This is a genomic window from Paraburkholderia caribensis, from assembly GCF_002902945.1.
Lineage (GTDB): Bacteria > Pseudomonadota > Gammaproteobacteria > Burkholderiales > Burkholderiaceae > Paraburkholderia > Paraburkholderia caribensis.
On sequence record NZ_CP026104.1, the window covers coordinates 300352 to 326578 of the forward strand.

25 protein-coding genes and 2 pseudogenes are annotated in these 26227 nt (G+C 60.1%); 15 read left to right on the plus strand and 12 right to left on the minus strand.

The genetic code is table 11. The features are described from left to right. Positions 1–28: 28 nt before the first annotated feature. The 6 genes from C2L66_RS39900 to C2L66_RS39925 form a co-directional block, all read right to left on the minus strand. Positions 29–520, minus strand: coding sequence for a hypothetical protein (locus C2L66_RS39900; protein WP_148654681.1), 492 nt, complete (start codon positions 518–520; stop codon positions 29–31). A gap of 146 nt (positions 521–666) precedes the next feature. Next, positions 667–2397 (minus strand): ATP-dependent helicase, encoded by a 1731-nt coding sequence (locus C2L66_RS39905; RefSeq protein ID WP_082670605.1) that lies wholly within the window; start codon positions 2395–2397, stop codon positions 667–669. Then, positions 2394–4340 (minus strand): ATP-dependent nuclease, encoded by a 1947-nt coding sequence (locus tag C2L66_RS39910; protein ID WP_060611142.1) that lies wholly within the window; start codon positions 4338–4340, stop codon positions 2394–2396. The genes C2L66_RS39905 and C2L66_RS39910 overlap by 4 nt, the downstream gene beginning before the upstream one ends. An 8-nt stretch (positions 4341–4348) precedes the next feature. Continuing rightward, on the minus strand, positions 4349–4642 hold the full coding sequence (locus tag C2L66_RS39915) for a hypothetical protein (RefSeq protein ID WP_103323764.1): 294 nt from the start codon (positions 4640–4642) through the stop codon (positions 4349–4351). An 81-nt stretch (positions 4643–4723) separates the two neighbouring features. After that, the gene (locus C2L66_RS39920) at positions 4724–6523 is read right to left on the minus strand and encodes a hypothetical protein (protein WP_060611146.1); all 1800 of its coding nucleotides are present in this window, start codon (positions 6521–6523) and stop codon (positions 4724–4726) included. Positions 6524–7278: 755 nt separating this feature from the next. Then, positions 7279–8343, minus strand: a complete 1065-nt coding sequence (locus C2L66_RS39925; protein ID WP_060611148.1) for a DNA-binding protein — start codon at positions 8341–8343, stop codon at positions 7279–7281. 207 nt (positions 8344–8550) lie between these two features. Between C2L66_RS39925 and C2L66_RS39930 the strand changes: the two genes are divergently transcribed. Together C2L66_RS39930 and C2L66_RS39935 are read left to right on the plus strand one after the other, a co-directional pair. After that, positions 8551–9831, plus strand: coding sequence for a tyrosine-type recombinase/integrase (locus C2L66_RS39930; protein ID WP_060611149.1), 1281 nt, complete (start codon positions 8551–8553; stop codon positions 9829–9831). 124 nt (positions 9832–9955) lie between these two features. Beyond that, entirely contained in the window at positions 9956–10225 is a 270-nt protein-coding gene (locus tag C2L66_RS39935; protein WP_060611151.1) for a DUF1488 family protein, read from the plus strand. A 127-nt stretch (positions 10226–10352) separates the two neighbouring features. Here the strand turns inward: C2L66_RS39935 and C2L66_RS39940 are convergent, their stop codons facing one another. Then, positions 10353–10652 carry an HU family DNA-binding protein gene (locus C2L66_RS39940; RefSeq protein ID WP_060611154.1) on the minus strand — a complete coding sequence of 100 codons (300 nt, stop codon included), beginning with the start codon at positions 10650–10652 and terminating at the stop codon, positions 10353–10355. Positions 10653–10815: 163 nt separating this feature from the next. On the opposite strand from C2L66_RS39940, the pseudogene C2L66_RS39945 reads away from it, so the two are divergent. Further along, positions 10816–11269 (plus strand): annotated as a pseudogene (locus C2L66_RS39945) (SET domain-containing protein). A gap of 370 nt (positions 11270–11639) precedes the next feature. Here C2L66_RS39945 and C2L66_RS39950 read toward each other — a convergent pair. Continuing rightward, on the minus strand, positions 11640–12527 hold the full coding sequence (locus tag C2L66_RS39950) for an AraC family transcriptional regulator (protein ID WP_060611156.1): 888 nt from the start codon (positions 12525–12527) through the stop codon (positions 11640–11642). 134 nt (positions 12528–12661) lie between these two features. Between C2L66_RS39950 and C2L66_RS39955 the strand changes: the two genes are divergently transcribed. The 6 genes from C2L66_RS39955 (at position 12662) to C2L66_RS39980 (ending at position 15927) form a co-directional block, all read left to right on the plus strand. After that, positions 12662–13405 carry an SDR family NAD(P)-dependent oxidoreductase gene (locus C2L66_RS39955; RefSeq protein WP_060611158.1) on the plus strand — a complete coding sequence of 248 codons (744 nt, stop codon included), beginning with the start codon at positions 12662–12664 and terminating at the stop codon, positions 13403–13405. Positions 13406–13421: 16 nt separating this feature from the next. Beyond that, positions 13422–13817: a VOC family protein gene (locus C2L66_RS39960; RefSeq protein WP_060611160.1), complete on the plus strand. Its 396-nt coding sequence runs from the start codon at positions 13422–13424 to the stop codon at positions 13815–13817. Between the two features lies 1 nt (position 13818). After that, a complete protein-coding gene (locus tag C2L66_RS39965) occupies positions 13819–14802 on the plus strand; it encodes a saccharopine dehydrogenase family protein (protein ID WP_060611163.1) in 984 nt (327 codons plus the stop codon). 10 nt (positions 14803–14812) lie between these two features. After that, positions 14813–15139: a nuclear transport factor 2 family protein gene (locus C2L66_RS39970; protein ID WP_060611165.1), complete on the plus strand. Its 327-nt coding sequence runs from the start codon at positions 14813–14815 to the stop codon at positions 15137–15139. Positions 15140–15229: 90 nt separating this feature from the next. Then, a complete protein-coding gene (locus C2L66_RS39975) occupies positions 15230–15700 on the plus strand; it encodes a nuclear transport factor 2 family protein (protein ID WP_098021745.1) in 471 nt (156 codons plus the stop codon). Between the two features lie 20 nt (positions 15701–15720). Continuing rightward, entirely contained in the window at positions 15721–15927 is a 207-nt protein-coding gene (locus C2L66_RS39980; RefSeq protein ID WP_233445129.1) for an SDR family oxidoreductase, read from the plus strand. Positions 15928–16101: 174 nt separating this feature from the next. Here the strand turns inward: C2L66_RS39980 and C2L66_RS39985 are convergent, their stop codons facing one another. Then, positions 16102–16800, minus strand: a complete 699-nt coding sequence (locus C2L66_RS39985; protein ID WP_060611167.1) for an alpha/beta fold hydrolase — start codon at positions 16798–16800, stop codon at positions 16102–16104. 195 nt (positions 16801–16995) lie between these two features. On the opposite strand from C2L66_RS39985, the pseudogene C2L66_RS39990 reads away from it, so the two are divergent. Then, positions 16996–18048 (plus strand): annotated as a pseudogene (locus tag C2L66_RS39990) (IS1182 family transposase); the annotation flags it as partial. Between the two features lie 382 nt (positions 18049–18430). On the opposite strand, the gene C2L66_RS39995 reads toward C2L66_RS39990, so the two are convergent. Together C2L66_RS39995 and C2L66_RS40000 are read right to left on the minus strand one after the other, a co-directional pair. Beyond that, positions 18431–19153, minus strand: a complete 723-nt coding sequence (locus C2L66_RS39995) for an SDR family oxidoreductase (RefSeq protein WP_060611168.1) — start codon at positions 19151–19153, stop codon at positions 18431–18433. A 52-nt stretch (positions 19154–19205) separates the two neighbouring features. Further along, positions 19206–19865, minus strand: coding sequence for an HD domain-containing protein (locus tag C2L66_RS40000; protein WP_082670606.1), 660 nt, complete (start codon positions 19863–19865; stop codon positions 19206–19208). A 180-nt stretch (positions 19866–20045) separates the two neighbouring features. On the opposite strand from C2L66_RS40000, the gene pdxR reads away from it, so the two are divergent. The 4 genes from pdxR (at position 20046) to C2L66_RS40020 (ending at position 23738) form a co-directional block, all read left to right on the plus strand. Then, complete coding sequence (gene pdxR / locus C2L66_RS40005; protein WP_060611170.1) at positions 20046–21455, plus strand: MocR-like pyridoxine biosynthesis transcription factor PdxR; 1410 nt, start codon at positions 20046–20048, stop codon at positions 21453–21455. A 119-nt stretch (positions 21456–21574) separates the two neighbouring features. Then, the gene (locus C2L66_RS40010) at positions 21575–21991 is read left to right on the plus strand and encodes a cupin domain-containing protein (protein ID WP_060611173.1); all 417 of its coding nucleotides are present in this window, start codon (positions 21575–21577) and stop codon (positions 21989–21991) included. A 24-nt stretch (positions 21992–22015) separates the two neighbouring features. Beyond that, on the plus strand, positions 22016–22471 hold the full coding sequence (locus C2L66_RS40015; RefSeq protein ID WP_060611175.1) for a carboxymuconolactone decarboxylase family protein: 456 nt from the start codon (positions 22016–22018) through the stop codon (positions 22469–22471). A gap of 493 nt (positions 22472–22964) precedes the next feature. Further along, complete coding sequence (locus C2L66_RS40020; protein WP_082670626.1) at positions 22965–23738, plus strand: HD domain-containing protein; 774 nt, start codon at positions 22965–22967, stop codon at positions 23736–23738. 542 nt (positions 23739–24280) lie between these two features. On the opposite strand, the gene C2L66_RS40025 is transcribed toward C2L66_RS40020, so the two are convergent. Then, positions 24281–25165, minus strand: coding sequence for a LysR family transcriptional regulator (locus C2L66_RS40025; protein ID WP_060611177.1), 885 nt, complete (start codon positions 25163–25165; stop codon positions 24281–24283). 127 nt (positions 25166–25292) lie between these two features. Between C2L66_RS40025 and argC the strand changes: the two genes are divergently transcribed. After that, the gene (argC, locus tag C2L66_RS40030; protein WP_060611182.1) at positions 25293–26222 is read left to right on the plus strand and encodes an N-acetyl-gamma-glutamyl-phosphate reductase; all 930 of its coding nucleotides are present in this window, start codon (positions 25293–25295) and stop codon (positions 26220–26222) included. Positions 26223–26227: the final 5 nt, after the last annotated feature.

Below are 26227 nucleotides of genomic sequence, written 5' to 3' on the forward strand. Positions count from 1 at the left end.
TAGGCTAGGAACTGCATTCAGAAGATAATCAAGCGTCGCCCGTCTCATAAGCCAGTCTGATCTCACCGATGTGATTGACGCAAGCTTCGAGCATCGTCATCGAAGCTTGAATCAGGTTCAAATCGCGATTGGCATCATCGTGGTCGAAATACTTTCCGCCGTGAAACAGGTTGTTGCGGACCCGGCGCATGAGCACCAGAGCGCACTCGATTTCGGTTCGTCGGCCGGCCGGAGATGGGATATCTTCGAAACGTGCCCGCTCGCCACGCACAATCTGCTTGCGCGGTGGATTGTCCAGCAGATATCTAATTGCGTTGGCTAACTCGGGATGCTCGCAAGGATCGAGCGCAGCTGCGACCTCGCTGCCGAATTTGTTCCACGCGGGATTCGCGGATTCACCTTCATTGCCAGCAGCAAATCTGGTGGCCTTGAGGGCAAATTCCGCACGGGCGAATTGTGCCAAAAATGAGATGGCAGTCCCGCGGGAGATTCTGAGTTCCTCCCACTTTTCATCCAGCACTGGAGTCCTCCTGTCGAGGAAATTGAGATTCTGATCAAGTCACGCTCCCCAGACATGCTACTGCCACGACGCCGGTGATGAAGGTGCGTCTGGGCGCCCACTCACCTGTAGAGACACCGGGGTCTATCAATAGCGGAAACCAGCCTTCACACTTGATGTAGTTGCGTAGCGCACTCGAAACCTGTGAGGATTGCCTGAAGACGTGACGCCCGGCTTTTGGGAACAGCGATAGCAAGGAGTCGTTCCGCACGAGACGCTGCGACATAAATCTTTCGAGCTTCCTCGTCAGAATCCGGAGAAGCCTTCCCTTCAAGAAGGTCGAGAATTCCGCCTGCAGTCTTGGTCGTCATTACGACGCAGACGGCGGGAAATTCGAGACCTTTAACAGAGTGAATAGTGCGCGCCGGCGGTAGGTCGAATGGGGCACCAGCCAAAGCATCACCCAAGCCTTGATGAGCTTTGAGTCGCATTTTGATAGTTGACTGGCCAGTGCATCTGGGTGCCAATAGCTCCCTTGCTTTCTCTAACCATTGGTCAACGGTCTGCGGTGGTTCGAAGCTCAAACCGTTTGCGAGCGCTATAACATCGGGACGCCATCTCCCATCCTCAATCCCCTCGCTTGAGAGGTAAGCATGGTAGTCACCTAAAGAACTGATATGCCCTTGAACTAGTAGGATGACACGGTGCAATCTAATCAGAGTATCCCGTCGGGCCCCGACAGCGAAGGCAAAATGATAATTCATCGCGGCTTCGGCGAGCAGAAGCGTCATATGCGTCGTCGGCCCAACTGTCGGCTGCCCGATTGCTCTGCATGCACTAGCGCGTGTAGAGGCCAGCACTGGTGAGCTATTCAGGGGCATACCTTGTCCATTTACGATTCTCTGAAACGCAAGACCGATTTTCTCGGAGACTCCAGCACCGTTATAAGAAATGATGTGCACGGGCGTTAAATCGTCCCGATAACGACCCAGCGGTCGGTCAGGATTAGCGCGTGAAGACGGCGGTCGGAGCGCTACGTTGGCGAGGCAGATTGCGGGAGTGGAGCGGAAATTTCCGCTCATGTGGAGGCAATTTTCAGTACCGAACGTGTTCGAAAATTTTTCCAATTCGTCTGTAACGCCGCCTCGAAACTCGTAGATTGATTGGTTGGGGTCGCAGATAACCTTCACGACGATCCCGGATTTTCGTAACCAATCAACGACCTGAAGATCAGCGGGATTGCAGTCTTGAGCCTCATCGACCACGATCTCGGAAAATCGTGCGGCAAGTGCTCTCCCAACACGCTCCGCGAATGCTCCGTCGTCCAGGCGTTTCCGCACGAAGACACGCACATCATCGAAATCTATCTGACCATTGCCTCTCGCAGTTTTGAGTATCGAGAGCGCCCGCGTTTCATGTGCCTTAATCGAACGGGCTTGGACATCAAAGCCTTCCTTCTTGGCGGATGCTGGATCGACCTTCCCCGTCGCTCTGTCGAAGCATCGCAGGCTAAGTGCATGGGCACCAGGGAACGGTACAACCTGCCAATCGTCCTTGTCTGGGACTAGTTTAGGCTCCGCGTCGCAGTCTGGGATTCCGAACGGTGAGATAAGGAACTGCCACAGGAATCGATCGAAGGTCCCAATGAAGCTCGGGAATAGCGGGGACGGAAGCACACCAAAGGCATTTAGACGGATCTGCAACTCGTCAACTGCTGCGTTGGTAAACGAGAGAAATGCGACGCCACGCCGATCGGATACTTGACTCAATATTTTCCGGGCTCGCTCCACCATGGTCCTTGTTTTTCCAGCACCCGGGCACGCTGTCACAAAAATGGTTCCATCGTGCTCAATAATTTTCTGTTGCTGTTCGGTCGGCGAGTAGGTCGAAGCGCTCATATTGCGACCACCTCTTCAATCGCTTGCGCAATGTATCCGGGCACCGTGAACGCCTCTCCGTCCTCGATCATTCGTGCAAGAATCTGCGCAAAGTCGCCTTTGCGCGTCTTTTTGAAGATCTTATGAATCTTTTTGGCACGTTCATCACCACTCAGTGCTACCGCACTATCCCACTTCTTCTTCGATTTGGGATGAAGCGCGAGATACGCTTCGCGCAAGGTATCGGCGTTACCGGCTTCGATGAGCTCAGTCTCAAGTGAGTAGACGCTTGTGATTGCCACAAGATGTTCACTCGCATCCAATGTCTGTGCGAGCTTGGTTAACTTTGCCTTGCGCAACTCTCCCGGGATCGGCCCCTCTCCCAAGTCGCTCGCGTCATCGGCGGCTTCGGCCGGCGTATCTTCGTCTTCGTCATCATCCTCGTCGTCGCCGGCTCCCTTATCGCCGTCGGTGAGTATGACCACACGGTCCGCAATACGCGCGCCATTCACGCCGGTTAGTAGCAGCGTCGCATATGGGCTGAAATCAACTCCATCGATCGGGACAAAAACCGCAGATCTGAATAGGCGAAGTTTGTCTGGATGGTCCTTCAAGGTGTACTTCTTCGCGATGACCGGTAGCAGAAGTGCTTCGGCTATTCCCTCAACAAGCAGGACCCGGCCACCAAAGAGAAGCGCAGCCTTCGTGACATCGAGATAGCGATCAACTTTCCGGCGTTCCAATGGATCGAGGGGCATCTGAGATAGCGGAATGCAGCAAGTTGAGCGACGTAGTGCAGCCGCAGTCATCGTCGCGGCAAGCACGTCTGCATCGGCGTCAGTACCTTCGGCCTTGTGGATGGCAACGCTACTCTCGATAACTGCAGCGTCTGCGACAACTGGCTCGATTGTCGAATCCGTTGAGGCCTGCGACGTTGGCGCAACGACTGACTTGAACACGACCAGCCGATCACTGCTAACCCATGCGGACAGATTCGGAGAATGAGTCGCGACGATGACCTGAAGCTCGCCCGCTGGTGCATAGTTAGCAGGTGGATTCTTACGTGACTGTTCCGCCTGATCACCCAAGAACGAAAGAACGGCCGCCTGAAGTTGGGGGTGGAGATGCGCCTCGGGCTCTTCGACGAGGAATAGCGTCAAGTCGGCCGACCGGACCTTCTCCAGTTCAACAGCGATAATCGCCATGAACAGCAGATTGGCATATCCATGCCCTGAGTAGCGGAGATCCTCAGGGTCGACTCCGTGGTCTGCCAGTTTGAATCGGAGGTCGCGGGCGATGTCCACCAAAGCTTCATCGCTTGAAAACCCAAGCGAAGCAGTCTGCCGGCGCACGCCCGAGGTAAGCGCTGTCAGACTCTTGGCGACTGCACCTTCCACCTTGACCAGCACATCGTGCGAGCGAGTTCTCGCGAGCTCCTTCGCGAGTTGTGCTGGCGTTGTCCCTTCAAGGAAGTGGTTCAAAAGCGCCATGATGCGCGTGGGATTTCCCGACGCCAGCGAGCGCTGTGCGTCGCGTAGAGTGGGCAAATATACATGCCGAACCATCTCATGGCAGCCAGGTTCCGGCGCATTTCCCTCCCTACCGGCCCAGAGGACCGGCTTTGCGCCTACCCGCGCAGCATCGAAGCGCAGTCCAAAAGAGGCCTGCCTCAGAGAGGGATCCGTGGCAGCAGAGAGGAATCGTCCTTGCTGGCCGGTTGAGAGTTCTGCGAAACGCCCTTCGAGCTCAAAACAACTGTTAGCACTCTGGAAACGCACATCTGTGGGCTCGCAATAAATCTCCCGTCGACCGCCTAGCGGCGTAGTAAGCAAACGAATCGCATCAATAGCATTACTTTTTCCGCCATTGTTTTCGCCGACGAAGACCGTCAGCTCTTTCTGGAGTTCGATTTCTGCCTGATCGAACGACCGGAAGCTATTTATCGTTAAATTCTTGAGATACATTGATTCCTCTACAACGCAACGCGGAACAGGGGCGCAGCACACGATGACTGCACCACAGCACTTTGACCATATCGTCGTCGCGCATCGACAAAATACGACGGCGTGACGCAGAACGGATCCCGTTCAAGCGCGACCTGCACCTCGCCGACAATCATCCCGCTCGACCGGCCAAGATGATTGTCGGCAAACCGGCTGTGCTTCTTGACGCTATCTACCGATTGGAATTGCGGATCGGTATCGGGTTTGCCGACTGCCGAAAAGCGCGTCGAGGCACTGTACAGCGTGAGCACTTTCGTTGCCATCTGCGGCTGCTTGCAGCCAGGGTTCCGTGGACCATTGCTCGCGGCGAGCCCCAGACACGCATGGCGAAACAATACTTGTCGCTAACCCTGTGGGGGACGCAGTTGAAGCAGGAATGCCTTCAGAGGTGCTGCGTCGTTGGCGCGCAGCGACTCGCGTGCCGTCGCGTATCCATGTTCTGCGCGCACAAAAAACTCTGAAGGGCTGCCGAGGGTCTTGATCCGTCCAAATGCGGCTAGTAGCGCCGTTAAGACCGACTTAAGATAGGCCTCCAGATTTGCACACAACAACGCGATGTTCACCATCCGTCCGGCACTATGGACAATATCGCAACGGGCGCGGTAGATTCTTTGCAAATGCCAGCGAAGCCCCTGTTCAACCTTGCCGAGAAACCCGTGCAATGCCACGGGCGAAGCGAGGTAACTCATGAACTGCTTGAAACGCATTTGCGTCAGCGGGATGTCTGTCAGATGCTCTCTGATCGTGTCGCGGTGCGTGGGATTCGCGAGGACATCGTAGAGCTGCGCCATGTCGAGATCCTTCAGAACGACGGGCTGGCCAGATTCGGAGTCAACGAGCTCGACGGATTGTTCCAGAAGCACTTCTCGATAGGTCGCAAGGTGGTTGGCCACTGAGACGCCCATCAGCACAGGCGTCACACTGTTCTCAACGGCATCACCTATCGGGCCGGAACCACTCATGCCCTTCGCAAGAAATTCCAGCCCTGTCCACCAGTTGACGAGCTTGTTTTCGAAGCTCGTCGTATCTGCGCCCATGCGGTAGAGCCGGAAGGCCGCAAGCACGCGGTCCCTGCCTTCGCTTGAGAAACGCTCGCCAGTCACGAGACGACCGACGTTTTCGGCAAATACGTCGAGTTCGGCCGGACTGACCGACGACTGAGGATTTGGTACGACTTTCGGGATGGGTAGCAAACGCCAGGCGCCACCATCGAGGCGTGGGACAGCAAACTGGTCCGATACGACAAGGTTGGCGCGATCATATTCAAATCGCACCAGGTCAAGCACGCGGTTTATCCGATCGTGCACGATCTGGCCCGCGGTACGGGCATCGATCGCCTCAGCCTCTGCGGAAGCGAACAGTCGATGGCCCTGCTCCTTCATACCCCCAAGTCCCGCCAACTCTGCCGGCGCTTTCGAGGTGAAATCAATATCACCGATTCTTACCGGAAACGTCTCGGTATCGGTTACACCGTCGACAGCAAAACACGCTTGCCATGCGCGTCGCTCCGACGTCACGAGTTTCTTGAGCAGGTCAAAGCGCTGCGCGAAAACGTAGGCCTTTTTCTGCGCTTTGATAGGCACAAGTACTTGGCGATAGAGCTGAAACAGTCCCTCGATACTCTGCCCGCGTGCGATAAGAAAGCTGATCAGACTTCCGGTCAGCGAACGGATTTCCTCGAACCGTTCGTGCTCCTCGCGTGCGTCCGGCGCAAGCACTGCATCCTGCAAACCGTGTATCACCTCGTCGACGTAACATGCCTGCAGCAGATGGAGATACTCGCGCATATGCGATTCGAGCAGCGCGCGCCCTTTCTCAATGGCGATTTTCTCGAACTTCTCGCCAAACGACTTCTTGAGCAAGTCACGGATTGCTGCCGTGGCACCGTTCAACGCAGACCGCCGCAGGACCGCCTCCCGCTCAAGAATACCAATCGCCTCTCGCGCCACCATCCATCGGTCCTCGTTGCTGGCGTGCTGAAGACCCATCAGGCGCGTCAGTTCCTCAAGGATGTTGACCGCATGCATCACTCGCACACGATGCGAATCCAGCGAGTAGGCATAAGTCATGTTGTACCAGACGCTCGCAAACACGGCCTGTTCGCGAGAAAGAGGGTATTGTGCTAGTCTGTGATCGTGCTTCATCGCCTAGTTTTTTGATGCGTTTTTATGGTGCGCAGTTTTTGATGCGTTATCCGGGTGACATTTTGCAGCGGTTTTTTGTTGACCGGGGAACTTTAGCCACCTATAGTACGTCGTAATTCAGCAAGTCCGTTTGAGTTGCATTGACGGCACGATTATTAAGGGGTCAGGGGTGTGGGTCTGGGCGGTGTCCCGCTACATTTTCTGTTCCCCAACCCTTCTGACGGGCCCGCCTTTCGGCGGGCCCGTTGCGTTTCAGGAGGCTGCAACGCCTTCCTGCTGATCCGCGGGCCGATGATGGATGACGTCCGGTCGTTACACAGGTAGCCTATCGCCCGAACGGGCATGCCACCGTTTGCCTCCCTTGTCAGTCCCATCGTCAGCCCCATCATCAGCCATTCCGGCCCTCAAAAAATCGGGCCGAGCCCCCACCACCAACCTTACGGCACGGGTAGCCACGTCATAATTCCCTGTCCGAGATAAAAAGCAACCGACAGCGAAGATCCAAAACAGCAAAGCGCGGCGCCTCTCTAACGCACGACATCTCGACCGTAAGTTCGCTCATGCTTTCAGATTCAGGTGTGTTTGCCGCGTTAAAACCATCCAGGAGAGAATCCCCTCGCGTCCCCCGATATATTAGCGAGGCATAGGTTCGACTGGCGGTCGGCCTTGATTGTCTCCGCGCTGCGGAGACAATCTCAATACCCACTCGTGCTCGCCCGATCCATTCTCTGCGGGGGAGCGCCCGCTATCTTCCATTATATCTGGCCCCGTTTTTTGCGCCGTGCCGCGGAAGTGCTGGATGGCGCGGTGGCGGCTGCTATCTTGCGCGACGGCGCTGGTTTTCGTATCGCACGGAGCGAAGGCGGCCTTGCTGTGGGTGACTCGGCGCGAACGGGTCGCGCCTCACGGGTATCGGCCTCGCGCCGTGCCGCCAGCTGTTGCTGTAGCGTTGCGTTCGCCGTCTCAGCGGCTTCGAGCCGCCCCTCCAGCACCCCCGCGCGATGGCGAACGTCACCGAGCTGCACCTGCAGTGCCTCGGCCGCGCGGCGAAGTTCGGACTCGCGCCGGTCGGCCCGCTTTGTGGCCTCGTCGACTTCCTTCTGCAGCTTCACGGAGGCGCCACGTTCGCGGTCGATCTCGAGCAGCGCGTGCTTTTCCGTGGCGCGCAGACGTTCCTCGGCCCGCTCCGCTGTTCCGCGTAGCTTCTCCAGGTCCCGCGAAAACCCCTCTCTTACGTTCTCAAGTTCCCGATCGCGCGCCGCCGCTTCGGCCTTCAGCCGGCTGATCTCGGCGTCGAGCGCCTGCCGCGCCGCGTGCCCCTCCGCCTGCGCCTTTTCCAGTTCCCGGACCTCGACCTGGGCGGCCAGCAGCGCGGTCGTGCGCTGCTCGAGCGCCGTTTCCGTGCGTTCCAGTTCAGCGCGCGCGGCCGTGACGCGCTGGTCGGACTCGGCGCGCTGTGCTTCCACTTCCGCCCGCAACGCAGCCAGCTCCGCCTGCGCCGACGCCGTCGCCCGCGTCCACAGCGTCGCGACGAGCTCGCCGGCTGCGGCACCGAGATCAGCCGGCATGTCCGGGTGCTCGATGCGCACGCGGCTCTTCTCGCGCAGTTCCGCCCAGAACTCACCGAGCACGGCCGCCGGCGTGCCCATGCTGCCGCGCTTCACCAGCTGATAGAGGCGATTCGCCGTCGGCGTCTGGCCGAAGCGGAAGAACAGCAGCGCGCAGACCTCGCGGTACAGCTCGCGCGTTTTCGGGAAGTCGGCCTTCAGCCGGTCGATCTCGGCCGCGAGGCGGGTGTCATCGGGGAGAACGTCGCTCATGGGTGCAGACAGATGGTTTTCTCCACCAATAATACAACGTAATACGATAAATATATAACATCAAAGCGCACTAATTTGACATTAACCCCATAATGTCGAAAATAACGACATAATTGTCCGGCAGCCCGTTGCACCATTTATAAGGGACGGATCAACGCCTAGCTGGCTCCCGCAAACACTCACCTTTCCCGGAAAGGCTCACCTTCCATGTCTACACCACCCGCAAACGACCTCGTCCTGGCGCACCCCGCCCCGCTCGAACGGCTCGTGATTCCGGCCACGCTCGACGGCCGCGCGGGCACCAACCGCGCCACTGGCGGTGTGGCGCAGATCGCCGCCGCGAACGATCTGGATGCGATCCGCGCATGGCTCGCTCGTTTCACCGACAGGCACACGACCTTCGACAGCTACCGGAAAGAGGCCGAACGGCTGCTGCTGTGGTCGCTGGTGCACCTGGGCAAACCGCTCTCCTCGCTCACGCACGAGGACTGCCTGCGCTACCAGCGCTTCCTCGCCGATCCGCAGCCCGCCGCCACGTGGATCGCCAACGCCGGCGCGGGCGGCGGCCGCAAGCATGCGAGGGGCGATGCGCGCTGGCGTCCGTTTCACGGCCCGCTGTCCCCCGCCAGCATCCGCCAGGCGATGGTGATCCTGAATGTGCTGTTTTCGTGGCTGGTGCAGGCGGGGTACCTCGCCGGGAGCCCGCTCGCGCTGTCGCGCCAGCGCACGCGCAAGGTGGCGCCACGCATCACCCGCTATCTGGAGCCGGCCCTGTGGCAGGAGGTCAAGGACGCGATCGCCTCGATGCCGCAGGACACCGCACGTGAGCGTGCGCGCTACCACCGCGCGCGGTGGCTCTTTACGCTGCTGTATCTGGGCGGGCTGCGCATCGCCGAAGTGAGCGGCAACACGATGGGGCAGTTTTTCGTGCGACGCGATGCCGACGGCGCGATGCGCTGGTGGCTGACTGTGCACGGCAAGGGTGACAAGGAACGGCTGGTTCCCGCGACCCGTGAACTGATGAGCGAACTGTCGCGCTACCGGCAGTCGCTGGGGATGACGGCGCTGCCCTCGCCCCACGAAGCGACGCCGTTGCTGCTGCCAATCGGCAGCACGGCGGACGGGAGTGCGAAGAAGGCGGCGAGAGGCGCAGGCGGACGGACCTCAGACGGCAACCATACGGCACCGACCCGGCCGCTGACGCGGGCGGCCGTGCACACGATCGTCAAGGAGGTGTTTGCTCGCGCCGCCGGGCGGCTACGCGATCGTGGCCTCGAACACGCTGCTCGCGCTGACCTGCTGGAAAAGGCGTCGGCACACTGGCTGAGGCACACGGCCGGCTCGCACATGGCCGACCGTCAGGTGGATCTGCGGCACGTGCGCGACAACTTCGGGCATGCCTCGCTGACGACGACGAGCATCTACCTGCACGTCGACGAAGATCGCCGGCATCAGGAAACCGACGAGAAACACCGCATCGACTGGTGACCGATGGACGGTCAGTTGAACCGTGATCGAGGTCCCGGCCGGAAGGCCTTCGGCGCAATCCGCAAGTCACAGCGCGTATGCCAGAATTCGGATGACATATCTGAACAACGCAGTCTCTTCAGCCATGGAAACGATCGAATCTGAACCGCAGGTCACCGCGAATCGCCGCGGTGTAGCGTTCACCCTTGTGCACCAGGGACGTCCTGTCGAATGCGTCGTCACGACCGCTGCGCTCGAGGCCTGGTTCTGGCTCGAGCCACGGGCCACCGAGGCGCGGATGCTGAAAACGTTCAGCGACGGCTACCGGCGCATCCGCGCCATCGCCGAACGCAGGCTGCTGGCCCATCCAGCCACGACGCTCGAACTGACGCCGGAGGACTTCGCACGGCCCTGAAGCCGGCAGGTGCAATCCGCTACCCCGTCGACACTCACAGCCACAGAATCGTCAGTACCCCGCGCATCGCGTCGCGCAGGAGGCCGCGCCCTTCGTGCTTTCCTCCGCTGCCGCGCGCGGCGTCACACTACGCGGCGTTGACGGCGTCCTTGAACGAGTTGCCGGCCGTAAACTTGACGGTCTTGGCCGCCGGGATGGTGATCGTCTCGCCCGTCGAGGGATTGCGTCCGGTGCGCTCCGAACGGGCGCCCGTCGAAAACGATCCGAAGGCGATCAGTTGCACGGCCTCGCCACGTGTGACGGCGGATGTAACCGCCTCGAGAATCGCGTCAAGGGCTTCGCCTTCGCCTTCGCCTGTGCTGGCTTTGCTTTCGCCCGTGCTGGCAGCGACTGCGTCGATGAGTTCCTGCCGACGGGCGGGAGCGATGGCCCTTCCCTGCTCGCTGGGGTCTTGGCGGAGCTGGGTTCGAGGCCGATTCGTGCCAGACAGTTAGTTGCGCATTGCTTTGACCAACATGGCCGGTGCCGCTGTATGATCCGGCTGCACCGGTGCCCTTCTGGCCCGGGCGCCTACCAGAGGAAACGACACCATGCGCCGAGCCCGACGCATCTCGGCGCGACATTCGCCCGTGCACGGCACAGGGCTGTTCGCCCTCCAACCTATCGAGGCAGGCGAGCGCCTCATTGAACACAAGGGAGAAATCACCAGCTGGCGACGTGCGGCCGCGCGTCAGCGGTGGGAGGCCGGGGCACACGTTTGTTTTCGGCCTCTCAAACGGACGCGTCATTGACGGCAGCCGGGGCGGCAACAGCGCACGGTTTCTGAATCACGCGTGCGAAGCCAACTGCGAGGCCATCGAGGTGGGCGATCGCGTGTTCATTCACGCGCTCACTGCGATCAATCCCGGCGAGGAGCTGTTTATCGACTATGGCCTTGTCATTGATGGCGAAATCAGCGACGAGATCCGGGCGCAGTACGCATGTCATTGCGCCGCGCTCGCCTGCCGGCGGTCAATGATCGGCGGTGGCGTCCTTTCCACGTAAGCAGAGTAGCGAACTCAGGCGCGAGCGTGCCGACGGACGGATGCTCGCTTCCCGCCAGGTCGACCGGGTCACCATGGTGTTAGCGACTCGTCAGTGGATGCCTCATGTCGACCCTGAGCCGACCTTCGGAATTCTCCCCCCTCAATGACTGCTTCGAGAGTGCAACCAGACACTGAGTTGGTGATGAGGGCCGCCTGACTCAGGGATTTTCGGATCAAGGCGCGCCGCTTGAGTCGATCAGCAAGCAATGGGCGGACTCGTGCGGGAACCATGCCGAAGACACTATCAATGTCTCAGGTGCAGTCAAGAGTGGGTCCAATTATCCAACGCTCTGACGAACACCGCCTGATGAACGCTTTCGGCGCGTTTTTTACGCGCGCCTGATTTCCTGTGTGGCTTTCGCAAGGTCTTTTGAGGGCGGCAGACCGAACAGGCGAGCATATTCCCGGCTGAACTGGTTTGGACTTTCGTACCCGACGCCAAATGCGATCGACGTTGCGCTTCCCTGCCCCGAGATCAGTTGCGACCGCGCGTGCAGCAACCGGATACGCTTCTGGTACTGCAACGGGCTCAGCGCCGTCACCGCCTTGAAATGGCGATGAAACGCCGACACGCTCAACGCTGCCATGTCGGCCAGTGACTCCACTCTGATCTGTTCGGTAAAGTTGCGTCGTATCCAGTCGATTGCGACACCGATCCGCGCTAGCGCCGTATCCGGCGATGCAATATCCCGCAGCATCCATCCAAGCGGTCCCTGAAGCACCCGGAACAGAATCTCCCGCTCGTAGGCGGGAGCGAGCACCGCGATCTCGTCCGGCCGCTCCATCAGCCGGAGCATTCGAATCCAGGCATCGAGAAGTTCCTCGTTGACCGGCGCAACCGAAAACCCCGAACCGAAAAGTGTGCTGCAGACCTGCACCGGCAAATCGCGGATGAGCGCGGCGACGATAGCGGAGTCGAGCGTCAGGCTGACCGCCAGATACGGTTCGCCGGTCGCGGCCGGGTGGACCGATCCAACGGCCGGCAGGTCGACCGACATGACGAAGTAAGTCGCCGGGTCATAACGAAAGGTCCGGTCGCCGACCGTCATCGTTTTGGACCCGGTCAGGATCAGGTTGACCATGGGATCGTAGACGGCGGCGAGTTGATGCTCCGGGATTTCACCCTGGACCATGGCAACACGCGGAATGCCCGTTTCCGTGCGCCTGTTCTCTGCCCTCGCGGCCAATGCTCTGAGTTCCTGCAGTTGTTTTTCCATCGTCCGACGCTAACAGAGGCCGTCGGAGCATGCAATGTAAAAGCAGAAATAGGCAAGTTTCAAGGAGTATCGGGTGAGTGTGCGATGACTCATACCCGTAGTCTCTTCACATCTGAAACAAACCGGAGAGACGCATGAAAATTGCCATCGTGACGGGAGGCAGCCGCGGCCTCGGGGCCAGTACCGCAGTCGAATGCGCGAAGCGCGGCATCGGCGTGATCGTCACTTACAACCGCAACCGGGAGAAAGCGGAAGACGCGGTGAGGGCCATCGCCGCGATTGGCGGGAAGGCCGCCGCCCTCAAGCTCGATGTCGGCAATAGCCGCTCGTTTCCAGAATTCCGCAAGGCGGTTGCCACGCAACTAAAAGCCATCTGGAGCCGGGAGACTTTCGACTTCCTCGTCAACAACGCCGGGTATGGGCTCTATGCGCCGATTCCCGATGTCACCGAGGAGCAGTTCGACAGCCTGTTCGACGTTCATCTCAAGGGGCCGTTCTTCCTGACCCAGGCTCTCCTGCCGCTGATCGAAGACGGCGGTCACGTCGTCAACGTCACCAGCGCGACCAGCCGCGTCGCCACCGCCGGCGTGGCGCCGTATGCCGCCTTCAAAGGCGGCCTGCAGGTCCTGACGCGCTACATGGCCAAGGAATTCGGTGAGCGCCGGATCAGGGCGAACTCCATCGCTCCGGGCGCGATCCGCACGGAGCTGGGCGGCGGACTGAGCGACGAATTCGAGGCCATGCTTGCGGGTCAGACCGCGCTGGGCCGCGTCGGTGAGCCGGACGACGTAGGCGGGGTCATCGCCAGCCTGCTGTCCGACGAGAATCGCTGGATCAACGCGCAGAACATCGAAGTAGCAGGCGGCTACATCATCTGATCGAGGAGAGAGCGCCATGCTCGACCATGTTTTCCTATCCGTGAGCGCTATCGACCGCTCGATTGCCTTCTACGAGAAGGCGCTGGCACCGCTCGGCATCGCCCATGCGATCGATTATGACGGCCGGCAAGGCCCTGCCGGCCACCCTGATCTCAAGGGCTTCGGCGCGAACGGCCGCGTGTTCTTCTGGCTGCGTGAAGGGACGGTCGAAGGCCGTGCCGCCCATGTCGGCTTCATCGCCAACGGCAGGAGTGAAGTCGATGCGGCCTTCGCGGCAGCGATGGCTGCGGGCGCCGCCGTAATCCATCCGCCCGGCCCGCAGCTTCACTACGACCCTCGCTACTACGCGGCTCAGGTTCGCGACCCCGACGGCTACAGCCTCGAATTCGTCTACAAGGAATGGCAGCACTGACATGAAGAAGCTCATGATTTACGGCGCGACGGGATACACCGGCCGCATGGCCGCTGAATGCGCTTCGGCAGCGGGCACACCGCTAATCCTCGCAGGACGTACGGAGGCGGCACTCGTATCGCTCGCGGCTAGCCTCGGTGTCGAGTACCGGGTCTTTGCACTGGACGACAGCGCCTTGATCGATCGGTCGCTCGGCGACGTTGGCGTCCTTCTGAACTGCGCGGGTCCGTTCGCGAGCACCGCCGATGCCCTGATGAAAGCCAGCATCCGCCATGGCATCCACTATCTCGATGTCGCAGCCGAACTCGACGGTTGCCGTCGGGCCGAAGTGCTCGACGTCGACGCCAGGGCTGCCAGCGTCATGCTCCTGCCGGGCAGCGGAGGCAGCGTCGCCATGCTCGGCTGCCTCGCCGGGCACGCCGTTGCGAGAACGAAGAATCCCGTAGCCATCCGGGTGGCCATGCATGTGTCAGGTGGCCTGTCGCGCGGCTCGGCCGTCAGCGCCATGAGCAGCGTAACCGTCGGCACTCTTGCGCGGGCCGCCGGGGAACTCGTTGCCCGGTCGACTGGCGTCATCCGCAAGCTCGACTTCGGCAGCGATGCGGTCGACTGCTTTCAGGTGACGCTTCCCGATCTGATCACCATCTGGCGATCGACGAAGATTCCGGAGATTGAGACTTTCGTGCACGTAACGGGCGATGGCTTTCCGCAAGGCGATCTTTCGACACTTCCAGACGGACCGGACGAGCAGGAACGATTGGCCAACCGGTATCGGGCCGTCGTCGAGGTCGTCACTTCCGATGGCGAGGTCGTCCGATCGATCCCCGATACGGTCAACGGCTACACGTTCACCGCTATCGCTGCCGCCGAGGCAGGCCGGCGCGTTCTGGCCGGCGAGGCCGGTCCGGGTTTCCAGACGCCTGCGATGCTCTTCGGCAACGGCTTCGCCGAATCAATCGCCGACACCATCATCATCGACCTGTAAGGACCAGCCCATGCAGAAGCTCGTCGATACATTCATCCTCGCCACGAATGCCTTCGATATCGAAGGTGCGCTGGCCCTCTTCACGTCCGATGCCGTCATCGACGACGTTTCGGTTGGCGACGCCTTCGTCGGCACCGAAGGAATTCGCCTTTACCTCGAACAGTTCTTCGTTGGTTATCAAACCGCCAGCAAGCTTCTGTCGATCGACCAGCGGGGCAACTCCGAAGCGCTCGTTCGCCTCGATTTCACCGGCGACTTTGGTCACGAAACCGGCTGGCTCAAGATCACGACCAACTCCAACGGCCTCATCGAGCGCATCGATGCGGATCTCGTATAACCGTCGTACAGCACAGTTCACACGTGCAGGTGCGCCGATGCCGGGGACGGCTTCACGTCGAAGCCTCCGGAGCAACCAGAGACAAACACCATGACCATGTCACCATCGCTGACCAACGAGGCTGCAGACAAGCTTGCAGTCGTCGATGCTCTCTATCGTTTTACCGCCGGCATCGATCTGCGCGACGAAAGTCTTCTATCGTCCTCTCTCGCAGAAAGCGCCGTGTCGGATTTTCGCCCGGCCGCCACTAAAGCCGGATTCGAATATCCGGTCATCGAGGGCAGAGACGTTATCGTCGCGGCCCTGACGATGTCTCTCGCAACGCTGGATACCACGCACTCCGTTGCGAACCCGCGCGTCACGATCGATGGCGATAACGCGCGCATGGACGCACTCGTGGAAGCGCAGCACGTTCCGCGTGACGATCCCACCCGGCATTATCTGATGAAGAACCGCTACGACGTCGAGCTGGCAAGAAGCGGCGACATCTGGGTCATCACGCGGAACACCGTCGACAACGTCTGGCGCTCCGGAGACCCAGCGGTTCTTTCTGTCGTATAGAAAGCTTCTGCAACTCTATCTTGCCGGGACATACGAACACACCTCTTACGGCTGGAAATTTTGCTGGCGAATTCGGCGTGAAGCTACTCACCGGTACACCGCTCGGGCGGTTCGGTGAGCCCGAAGACATTGCACCGGTCGCGGTTTTCCTAGCCTCCCAGGCTTCGCACTGGGTAACGTGTGAATCGATCCGGGCCGCAGGTGGCGTGCGCGGAGTCGGATATTAAGTGGTCGCGTTTATCGCCTTCGCGTGGCTCACCCTAATTCTTATTCGCAAGCCGATGGCCGGTTATGGAGTAAAGCTGACTTCCGAACGTCCGGCCGGCGAAGCAGATGAACGGCTGGTAATGGCCGATCAGCGCCTGACCGGTGCTTCGGACCGCTCGTCGTGCCGCCGGGCACTAATCCGTACCGCCGATAACTTTCGTTGTAAGCCAGCGCCTGGCTATGTCTGTGCACTCAGATGGCCGCTCCAGCGTTGGGAAATGTCCGCATCCCTCCAGTGGCTCAAACTGGGCCTGTGGCATTGACGCGGCAATTCGACGGCCAACTTCGGCAGGGACGAAGCGATCGGAGTTTCCCCATATGAGCAGCGTTGGAACCGTGCTCGCGGCAAGTGTCGACCATCGGTCCGAGCGGGTTAGCGTTGCGTCGGACTGCCGTGCGAACACATCCGCCCCGGTCTCGCGAGCCATCTGAATAAACGCTGCCTTTGCATCAGCATCCCCAGAGGGGATAGCGTTCTCCGCGAATTCCGCGATGACGGCTTCATGCTCGCCAGCCCGAATTCTCCAACTGGTTGACCGGACTGCATCCGGAAATGGGTGTACTCCCGGGTGACAATTCATCAGCCAGAGCCCCCGTAGACGCTCAGGTGCGGACCCCAACACTTCCATGGCAAGGCAACCACCGTAGGCCGTGCCCGCAAGCACAAAGGGGCCATCGATTGAGGCAAGAAGGCTCTGGGCGCTTTCCGCGAACGTTGAACCGGACAGCACCGATACAGACGGTGAGACGAGATCGGCCAAACCCTCAAGCTGATGGGCATACATGCGCCCATCACACGGCATTGCGGGCAAGAAGACAAGCGGTAGTGGCATAACAGATATGCGAGAAGGTTTGAACGACCGCGGAGACGTGCCTGCATTGGCAACCCAAGCTGCAAATTGTCACCGATTCAGGTCATTCGGTCGAATGTCCCTTCATGGCCGCGTAGAGGCAAGGCCATCTGCGATCTGCTCGCCGAAAACCGGACGTTGAGCGTGGGCGGACAAGACCTCGGATATCCGAATTGGATGAAGCTGCTGTCCAGTGACATGGTGGCCATTGATGGTAGCAAGTTCAAGGCGTCAAACAGCCGCGACAGGAACTACACGGCTAGCAAGATCGGCAAGCGTCAGCAGAAGATCGAAGAAAGCGTGCAGCGGTATCTCGACCTGATTGCAACCGCAGACCGGACCAGTCCAACAGGTTTCGATGTGAAGACCGTTCGCCTATACGAGAAGATCGCCCGCTTGCGTCAGCAAATGCGTGAGCTCGCACAGATCAGGAAGCAATTAGAGAAGCAACCGGACAAACAGCTGTCGATGACGGATCCCGATGCACGCTCCATGGCAACAAGCGGAAAAGGCTCCGGCATAGTGGGCTACAACGTTCAGGCAGCCGTAGACACGAAACATCATCTGATCGTTGAGCACGAGGTAACCAATGTCGGAAACGATCACGGACAACTGAGCAGAATGGCGATAGCTGCGAAGGACGCGATGGGCAGATCGAAGCTGAAGGTGGTGGCTGATCGGGGTTACTTCAGCGGGTCAGAGATACGTGCATGCGATCTGAACGACATCAGTGCGTATGTTCCCAAGCCACTCACCTCTGCATCCCGGAAGAAAGGCCTCTTCACCAAGGCCGACTTCGTCTACGTGGCAAAAAGCGACGTGTATCGATGCCCTGCGGGCGAGCGAGCCATTCATCGATTTACGACCGTTGAGCATGACATGAATCTGCGGGTTTATTGGCCAAGTGCCTGCCCGCGTTGTCCTATGAAGGAGCGATGTTCACCCAGCGACTATCGCCGCATCCGACGCTGGGAACACGAGAACACATTGGAAGCCATGCAGCGCCGGCTTGACCGGAAACCCGACGCAATGACCATCCGCCGAAGTACCGTCGAGCATGTCTTCGGTACGCTGAAGCACTGGATGGGTCCTGCACACTTCCTGACCAGGACGCTCAGGCGAGTGAGTACGGAGATGAGCCTTCAGGTGTTGACCTACAACCTGAAGCGGGTCATGAACATACTTGGCATTGCGGGGACGTTGAAGGCCATGAAGATGGCCGGAAGCTAAAGCCCCGAGGGGCTTTGTTGGGCTCGTGATGTTCGATTCGTGCAAACTCGTCGTATCAACCTCGATCAACCTGACCGGCAATCACCCGCTTAGCTGTAGAAATGGAGTTTCCACACACTCTGGACCCGCTTCGGCCAGTCAGCACTACTACCATGGGCGTCCCTTGATGGAGTGCAACAGTCGTTCGCTGGGGATATAGAAGAGCCACCCCATTGCTGGAGCGGCGTAGAAGTTCGTCATTGTGCCGAGAGCGGTTGACGAACCGGAGAGAAAGTTGTTCTTGCCACTAACGCGCTAGCGGCTGTCGCGAAGTCGTTTCGGGCGTATCAGCGAAGCGCGGTAATGCGCCCCGCCTACTTCGAGCACGATGATAGGTGGGCGATCAGAACGCCGCCTTTCCCACCGACGCGCCACCGTCAACGAATAACGTTTGTCCAGTGATAAAGCCCGCATCGTCGGACAGAAAGAATGCTAAAGCCGCGGCCAATTCCTCAGGCTTGCCAAACCGCTTCATCGGTACGAGCGAAAGAAACCGCTGCTCCGCTTCGCTGCCCATGGGCGTGTTCTGCCGGAACAGTTCGGTTTCGGTGGGCCCAGGCGCGACGGAGTTGACAGTGATGCCCGTCTGCGCAAGCTCGAGCGCCCACGTGCGCGTAAAGCTCATCATCGCGGCTTTCGCCGCAGCGTAGGCCGTGCGGTTGGCCACGCCAAGAACGACAAGGCTGGAGAGATTGACGATTCGCCCCCACCCTCGATTCCGCATGCCGGGCAGCAGGGCTTGTACTGTCTGCACGGCAGAAGTGAGGTTATGACGGAAGGACGCTTCGAGATCGTCGAGATCGATCGCTTCAACGCCGGCGAGCCGGACAAACCCCGCGTTATTGACGACGCCATCGAAGGCGTAGCGCTCGGCCAGCCCCGCGAGCGCACGCGCGGTCGCATTTCGATCCGTCAGATCGACTGAAACCAGTGTGCCGGGAAAACTTGAATCGTCGGCGCCGCGTGCGAGACCGACGACCTGGTGGCCGTCGGCGGCGAGCCGGTTCGACAACGCCCGCCCGATACCCTTGCTGGCGCCCGTTACCAAGAATGTACGTTTGAACATCGGAAAATCCTGAAAGGCATAAGAGAGCTGGGCTGTATCGTCCGCAAGGACGTTAGCCCCAACGGGAATTCAAGATGATGCTGCACAAGTTCACACGCTCGAAGCCTAGGTCCTTGTACGCCAGAAAGTCGTCATTGAAGGTGCCGAATGTAGTGCCCGGGCGATGCTTCATGCCGTCGTAGAAGGCATCGATCATCCTGTCGGCGAAATTAGCGCCGCGCGGAAAGCCTGCAATCACCGCCGCGCGCTGTTCCTCAGTAAAGTCATCGAAGCCTCGTCCCGCTACGTCCATCCCCGCTCCGGCTTGCACCAGCGCGATTTCACCGTGCATGTGCTCGGGAATGCCCGGCGTCGTATGGAGCGCGACAGCGGTCCACAGTTTCGCTATGTCAGCCTCGTCAACATGATGGCTGCGCAGAAAATCGCGCGCGGCGTTGGCGCCGTCTACCTCGAAACGCAGTTCGCTTTCGCGATAGGCCGACGTCAAACCGATATCGTGGAACATAGACGCAACGTAGAGCAGTTCCGGGTCGAAGGAGACGCCGTTCCGTTTTCCCAGCAGTGCACCCCATAGGTAGACGCGCGTCGAGTGATTGAACAGCAGTTCGCTCTCGGTGTCGCGAATGAGTTGCGCGACCTCCCGCGCGAGCTGGCTGTCGGGAATGACGACGCCGGGCATGTCGTTCGCCGGCGTTGTTTTATCGTGCTTCATTGGGTTCCTCAAGCTGGAGATAGCGTGCGGTTTCCGCGACACGCCTGACTTCCGGACCGTGCCGCGTGGTCCGCTGATCCCGCATGGCATTGTCTGGCGGCGCTACTCCGGGAAAGTTACGCTTCCCTTGAGTCATGCAAAAGACCCAAGATCGAACAATCCGAATGTACTATCGCGTCCATGACAAAGCTTTCTATCGGCCTCGATCGCGCCGGACGCATCTCTCTATCAGCGCAAATTTACGGCTCGATTCGAGATGCGATCGAGTCGGGCCAGCTTGCCGCCGGCGCGCGGCTGCCCTCCTGGTCGGATCTGGCCGCCCAGCTCGGCGTGGCCCGGGGCACCGTGCGGGCCGCCTATGAACGTCTGATCGACGAGCAGTTCGCGATCGGCCTGGGTGCGGCCGGCACCCGGGTAACCGAGCGGCCGTCGCCAACGACGACCGGATGGTCTCCCGAGACGCCGCCGCTGCCCGATCTCTTCTACGACTTCAACGCAGCGCCTTTGGCGTTTCAAATGGGTGTGCCCTCCCAGGACGCCTTTCCGTTCAAGCTCTGGTCACGCATTCAGGCGCGCGCGGCGCGCCGGGCGGCAGCGGCTGCTGTAGGCTACCCCGATCCACGCGGCGAACCGGACTTGCGACAGGAGATCGCGGCGTATCTTGGTGTCTCACGCGGACTTCGATGCAGTCCGTCCCAGGTCTTCGTCACGGCAGGTTTCTCCGGCGCGCTCAATCTCGCGATTCGTGCCCTGCGCGTGGAGGGTAGACAAGCCTGGATGGAAGACCCCGGCTTTCCGCTCACGCGTACGGCGCTTGAGCTGGCGGGAATGACCGTGGCAGGCGTGCCGGTGGACGCGGATGGGCTCGATATCGACGCAGGCATCCGGATCGCACCCAAAGCGGTCCTCGCGGTGGTGACACCGGGCCAGCAGGCCCCGCTTGGGATGACGATGTCTCTCGCTCGACGGATATCACTACTCGGCTGGGCCAGACAACACGAAGCCTGGATCGTTGAAGACGATTACCTCGGCGAGTTGCAGCTGAAAGGACGGGCCGCACCGGCACTGGCCTCGCTAGATCAGGATGGACGGGTGCTGCACATCGGGACCTTCAGCAAGACGATCAGCCCGGCACTGCGCCTAGGGTTCCTCGTTGTCCCGACGGGCATGGCGCGGCACTTCGGCGACGTCGCGGCGTGCCTTTCGCCTGCCCCGGCCGCAGCCGTGCAGCACGCCGTGACCGAGTTCATGCACGAGGGACACTATCTTCGCCATCTGCGGCGAATGAAACGTCTCTACGCTGCGCGGCAGGAAGCTCTCGTTCGTTGTCTCAAGGAGCAGGCCTCGGAATCGCTCAGAGTGCAGGCCGCCGCCGGCATGACCGTCGTGGCCGCGCTTTCCCAATCCGTATCGGATGTCGACGTCGCTTTGCGGGCGCGAGCTTTCGGGCTGGCCCCAGTTCCTCTCTCTCCTTGGTACACAGGCGATCCGGGGCAGCAGGGGCTGCTGCTCGGCGTGACGAATCTGAATGAAAAAACGCTGCCGGCCAACTGTTCCCGCCTGCTGGAACTCGCTCGCGGGCGCCACTGACGGACCAACGACACCTACTTTGCCATCGCTTCTTGGTACAGCAAAAATGTTCATTCCTGGTGCTTTTGCGTGCCCGCATGCCACACGACAATGCGAAAGCACAAAGGAGCCCGACATCCATGAACATTCAAACCATCGCAAGAGCCGCCTGCACAGCCATGGCCTTCGCCATCGCCGTGCCCGCCGCGGCGCACGGTGCGGCTGAAACGGTCACACCAAACTTTCAGCATGCCATTCCCAACATTCCGGGCAAGTCGTTGACCGCCGTCGTCGTCGATTACGCACCGGGTGCCGCGTCTTCAGCGCACCGGCATGCGAACTCGGCCTTCATATATGCCTATGTCGTATCGGGCGAGATCGAGTCACAGGTCGATGACGGTCCGAAGCGTGTCTACCATGCTGGCGAAAGCTTCTTCGAGGAGCCCGGCGCCGTTCACCGCATAAGCCGCAACGCGAGCGAAACAGAGCCTGCAAAGCTACTCGCCGTGTTCGTCGCGGACGCCAACGACAAAGTGCTGACCACCCCCATCAAGTAATCCACCACGTTAAGGAGTCACCTCATGAGCAAGCGTCTCGACTACGCTCAGATTGCGCCTGCGGGCGTCAAAGCCCTTGGCGGCGTCTACGGCTACGTCATGCAGAGCGACCTGTCGCCGGTTCTCGTCGACCTGGTCTACCTGCGCGTCTCGCAGATCAACAACTGCGCCTATTGCCTGGACATGCATACACGCGACCTGCTGAAAAAAGGTGTAAAGATCGAAAAACTGGCCTTGGTGCAGGCATGGCGCGAAGGGGGCGATCTCTTCGACCTCCGCGAGCGCGCCGCACTCGCGTGGGCCGAATCGGTCACGCTGGTGGCGCAGACCGGCGTGCCGGACGCGGCCTACGAGGTTGTCCGCGCCGTGTTCAATGAACGCGAACTGGTTGACCTGACCATCGCCATCAGTCTAATGAACACGTATAACCGTATGGCAATCAGCTTCCGGAACACGCCGCAGGCCGTGATGGAAACGTAAAGACATTCCGGGCTTTCACACCGAAAGCGCCTGGACTTCGACATAAGCACGCACGATTCTGTTACGTAATAATGCAGCCGCTTTGGATAGGCGCGGCGCGATTGCATGTCTAAAAATAATCACAGTCGTTCAACTGGTTGACCAGAGGCGTCGAGGTTGAAGTGCTCGGACGTGCATAAAGCGAGTTCACCGAAGACCAGCGCATGCTGGTGGAAGTGCTCCGCGTTCCTGAAGGGGATCCCCAAGGAACAAATCGCCGATGCGTTCAACGATGGGAATGAGCATCGACTCCAGTCGACCTTCAGCACGGTGAACGACCACTCACGATGACCTTGTAGTTGTCAGGATCCCATGCATCAACGCGTGTGCTGTCCACTCGACGGTCATCCGCAATGGTCTTGGCGGAAGTCGAATAGTTGTGGGGAAATGTCATAGCTATCTCTCGCCGGACGGGACGGCGGCAGAAGTCTGCATGTTGAAAAGGAATTGGACTATGAAGATCGCTCGCTTTGTGAGTATGGCTTGCGGCGTGCTTCTAATTTTGGTGCTCGGTTTCGTTCAAACGTCGAGCTTGCGTGCCGCTGGACGAGCGCCTGCGCCGCACCATCAAAGTTCGGACACGGCCGATAGAACGCCCAACATAGCAATCCCTGACAGCAAATTGGCACGCGACGCTGCCCGATACATACGTGATTCGGAGGGGGAGTTCCTTTTCGAGCATTCGACGCGGGTTTATTGTTGGGCAGCCTTAACTGCGCAACGAAATGGCCTTCCCTACGACCCGGAACTTTTGTACGTCGCGGCAATGTTCCATGATTATGGCTTGACTGAGAATTACGCTCAGAGCCATCTGCGATACGAGGTCGATGGTGCGAACGCCGCTCGCCAATTCCTGCGAAGCCACGGCGTGTCGGAAGCCGCGAGCGAGCAAGTCTGGCTTGCGATTGCGCTGCATACAACGAACGGTATCCCTGCTCAGGTTTCACCGCTGGCAGCACTCGTTGCTCAGGGAGCGAACATGGATCTGGTTGGCGTCGGCTACGACGATTTCACCGCCGAGCAGCGAGACGCCATTGAGATGGCATACCCTCACCCGCAAGACTTTGCCGAAGTCTTCATGCGTACCCTTTACGACAGCCTCAAACATCGGCCTGAAACCACTCAGGGCACCGGCTTGGCGGATGTAATGGCCTATGAGGATCCCCACTTCGTCCGTAGAGACTTCAGCGCTCTGATGCGCAACTCTCCTTGGGCTGCAAGAAGATGAGCATTCAACTCGGGGATACCGGCTCGGCTGCATCTCACCCATGGCCCGACGCTTTCGCTCTTCGTTGTCCTAAGGCGCCGTTGACCGCTGGACGCTAAAACCGATGTCTCAGGCCCGGATGGCGACGCCTATGCGTCGCTTCCGCTGGTGAGCAACGACCGACGCGGCGAGCAGCTCAGAACGCAGGCCCTGACAGAAGCCTTGGGGAGCAGCGACGCGTAGGCGCTTTCACGATCGGATGTAGGGGACATGGGAACATACTACGGTAAGCCGACCACACACAAAGGTAGCGTGCAGTTGTCGGGAATCTGGAATACAACGGCCGTTGGGGTGTCAACTCCGGAGCATCGCTGACTGTCTGAAATTGGCCGCATACGGTCCGACGGTGAGCCGACCACAGATGCTGCCGTCGGCCCGACTGCATCCGACAGAAGTCCCCACTTCGGTCAATCAAATTTCTTCAAAGCGGTCATTCACTTGCGGTGGTGTGAGATGAGCTTACCGTCCGAGCGAGAACGAGCCGAAGCCGCGACTGTCAACGACTACACCAATCGCAGACTCCACAGGACGTCCAGTACGTGTTGGGTGGAGCGTTCAACATACCCCGCACGATGTGCGATGCCGAGCCTACGCCATAACGCCGGGCGCAGCGGACGCATGACGATGCGCTTGTCCGGCAATGGCGTGGTGGCCTCGTGGGGCAGCAGCGCCGCGCCGTAACCCGCCGCGACCAGACTCTTGATCGCGTCGTTGTAGTTGAGTTGAATGCGTGGGGCGGGATGGTGTCCGCCGGCCGCGAACCACTCCGCAGTCTGACGCGAGAGGCGCGTGGTCGCGTCATTGAGAATCAGAGGCTGGGCGGCTAGCCATTCCGGCGTGACGCGGGCCGGGCTTTTCCAATGCGCCGGCACGAACGCCATCACGGGGTCGCGGCGCCAGGGCTTTATCACCAGTCCGGCCACCGCCGGCTGAGGCAGTGCAACCAGCCCGATGTCCACCGTTCCGTCCGTCAATCGGGACAGCGTTTCCTGCGAAGTGAGGACCGCAATCTGAATGTCGATTGCGGGATGCTGCTGGCGCAGCACCTCGAGCGCCTGCGGCAGCAGGTGCGCGATCGCTCCAGTAGACGCACCGAGCCGGGCGCGGCCTTCGAGGCCCTCCACCTGTCGTTGAATATCGTCCAGCGCCCGCCCCGCATCGGCCAGCAGTCGACGTCCACGCTCGACCAGTAGCTCTCCGATCGCCGACGGCCTTATCTGTCCGCGTTTTCGCGACAGTAGGGGTGCCCCAATGCGGTGTTCCAGTTCAGCAATGTGGAGACTGACGGTGGGTGGCGCAAGGTGCAATGCGCGCGCCGCTTCGGCGAACGAGCCATGGTCGGCAATGGCGACCAGCGTGCGCAGACGGTCCAAGCTGATTTCTCGCATTCCGGATTGGGTTCAGCGAAACTGAATGTCAAGGTTGTGAAATTCAACTTTCTCTATTCTACTGATCGATGGAAGATTGGGGCTCCTTCGACGTGTTACCGCATTTAGTCATCGGAGTTTTTCTCGCATGAGCTCCCCCCTGATTTTCATCGACGGCGACCAAGGCACTACCGGGTTGCAAATCCACGAACGGCTGCGCGGCCGGGCTGACCTCAACGTGTTCGCGCTCGCCGCGTCGGAACGCAAAGACCCACGGCGTCGTGCGCAAGCCATCAATGACTGCGACATCGCCATCCTCTGTTTGCCCGATGCCGCCGCACGCGAGGCGGTGAGCGCAATCGTCAATCCCTCCGTCAGGGTCATCGACGCAAGTTCCGCCTACCGCACACATCCGGAATGGACATATGGCTTCCCGGAAATGGCACCGGGCCAAGCCGCGCGCATCGCGAACGCGCGACGGGTCACCAATCCCGGATGCTATCCCACCGGCGCGATTGGTCTGTTGCGTCCCCTGGTGCAAGCCGGGCTGGTCCCAGCCAGCTACCCAATCAGCATTCATGCGGTTTCCGGCTACTCCGGACGCGGGCGTGCCGGCGTTGAAGCGTATGAGGGGGCGGATGCCGTCAACGCGCCGGCATTACAGGTCTATGGCCTGGAGCTCGCGCACAAGCACCCCCCGGAAATCCAGCAGCATGTTGGGCTTGCGCAGCGTCCCATCTTCGTTCCGGCGTATGGCGCGTTCCGCCAGGGTATCGTATTGACGGTGCCGCTCGCGTTGAGGCTGCTAGCCCCCGGCGCGGAGGGCGCCACGCTCCACGCATGCCTGGCCCGCCACTACGCCGGGGCGGCTCATGTACACGTGCTGCCTTTGCACGAATCGCGCGTTTTAACGCATCTGGATCCGCAACTACTGAACGGTACGAGCGACATGCAATTAAGCGTATTTCCTAACTTGGAGCACGGGCACGTCCTGCTATCCGCGGTTTTCGACAATCTCGGCAAAGGCGCGTCCGGCGCCGCGGTTCAGAATCTGAACCTGATGCTCAAAAAGCAATAGTGGCC

What these genes read in the sequence shown, in the direction of transcription:
- C2L66_RS39905 (WP_082670605.1), bottom strand. Translation starts at nt 2,397, where the DNA reads ATGAGCGCTTCGACCTACTCGCCGACCGAACAGCAACAGAAAATTATT.
- C2L66_RS39910 (WP_060611142.1), bottom strand. Translation starts at nt 4,340, where the DNA reads ATGTATCTCAAGAATTTAACGATAAATAGCTTCCGGTCGTTCGATCAG.
- C2L66_RS39915 (WP_103323764.1), bottom strand. Translation starts at nt 4,642, where the DNA reads ATGGCAACGAAAGTGCTCACGCTGTACAGTGCCTCGACGCGCTTTTCG.
- C2L66_RS39920 (WP_060611146.1), bottom strand. Translation starts at nt 6,523, where the DNA reads ATGAAGCACGATCACAGACTAGCACAATACCCTCTTTCTCGCGAACAG.
- C2L66_RS39925 (WP_060611148.1), bottom strand. Translation starts at nt 8,343, where the DNA reads ATGAGCGACGTTCTCCCCGATGACACCCGCCTCGCGGCCGAGATCGAC.
- C2L66_RS39930 (WP_060611149.1), top strand. Translation starts at nt 8,551, where the DNA reads ATGTCTACACCACCCGCAAACGACCTCGTCCTGGCGCACCCCGCCCCG.
- C2L66_RS39935 (WP_060611151.1), top strand. Translation starts at nt 9,956, where the DNA reads ATGGAAACGATCGAATCTGAACCGCAGGTCACCGCGAATCGCCGCGGT.
- C2L66_RS39950 (WP_060611156.1), bottom strand. Translation starts at nt 12,527, where the DNA reads ATGGAAAAACAACTGCAGGAACTCAGAGCATTGGCCGCGAGGGCAGAG.
- C2L66_RS39955 (WP_060611158.1), top strand. Translation starts at nt 12,662, where the DNA reads ATGAAAATTGCCATCGTGACGGGAGGCAGCCGCGGCCTCGGGGCCAGT.
- C2L66_RS39960 (WP_060611160.1), top strand. Translation starts at nt 13,422, where the DNA reads ATGCTCGACCATGTTTTCCTATCCGTGAGCGCTATCGACCGCTCGATT.
- C2L66_RS39965 (WP_060611163.1), top strand. Translation starts at nt 13,819, where the DNA reads ATGAAGAAGCTCATGATTTACGGCGCGACGGGATACACCGGCCGCATG.
- C2L66_RS39970 (WP_060611165.1), top strand. Translation starts at nt 14,813, where the DNA reads ATGCAGAAGCTCGTCGATACATTCATCCTCGCCACGAATGCCTTCGAT.
- C2L66_RS39975 (WP_098021745.1), top strand. Translation starts at nt 15,230, where the DNA reads ATGACCATGTCACCATCGCTGACCAACGAGGCTGCAGACAAGCTTGCA.
- C2L66_RS39985 (WP_060611167.1), bottom strand. Translation starts at nt 16,800, where the DNA reads ATGCCACTACCGCTTGTCTTCTTGCCCGCAATGCCGTGTGATGGGCGC.
- C2L66_RS39995 (WP_060611168.1), bottom strand. Translation starts at nt 19,153, where the DNA reads ATGTTCAAACGTACATTCTTGGTAACGGGCGCCAGCAAGGGTATCGGG.
- C2L66_RS40000 (WP_082670606.1), bottom strand. Translation starts at nt 19,865, where the DNA reads ATGAAGCACGATAAAACAACGCCGGCGAACGACATGCCCGGCGTCGTC.
- pdxR (WP_060611170.1), top strand. Translation starts at nt 20,046, where the DNA reads ATGACAAAGCTTTCTATCGGCCTCGATCGCGCCGGACGCATCTCTCTA.
- C2L66_RS40010 (WP_060611173.1), top strand. Translation starts at nt 21,575, where the DNA reads ATGAACATTCAAACCATCGCAAGAGCCGCCTGCACAGCCATGGCCTTC.
- C2L66_RS40015 (WP_060611175.1), top strand. Translation starts at nt 22,016, where the DNA reads ATGAGCAAGCGTCTCGACTACGCTCAGATTGCGCCTGCGGGCGTCAAA.
- C2L66_RS40020 (WP_082670626.1), top strand. Translation starts at nt 22,965, where the DNA reads ATGAAGATCGCTCGCTTTGTGAGTATGGCTTGCGGCGTGCTTCTAATT.
- C2L66_RS40025 (WP_060611177.1), bottom strand. Translation starts at nt 25,165, where the DNA reads ATGCGAGAAATCAGCTTGGACCGTCTGCGCACGCTGGTCGCCATTGCC.
- argC (WP_060611182.1), top strand. Translation starts at nt 25,293, where the DNA reads ATGAGCTCCCCCCTGATTTTCATCGACGGCGACCAAGGCACTACCGGG.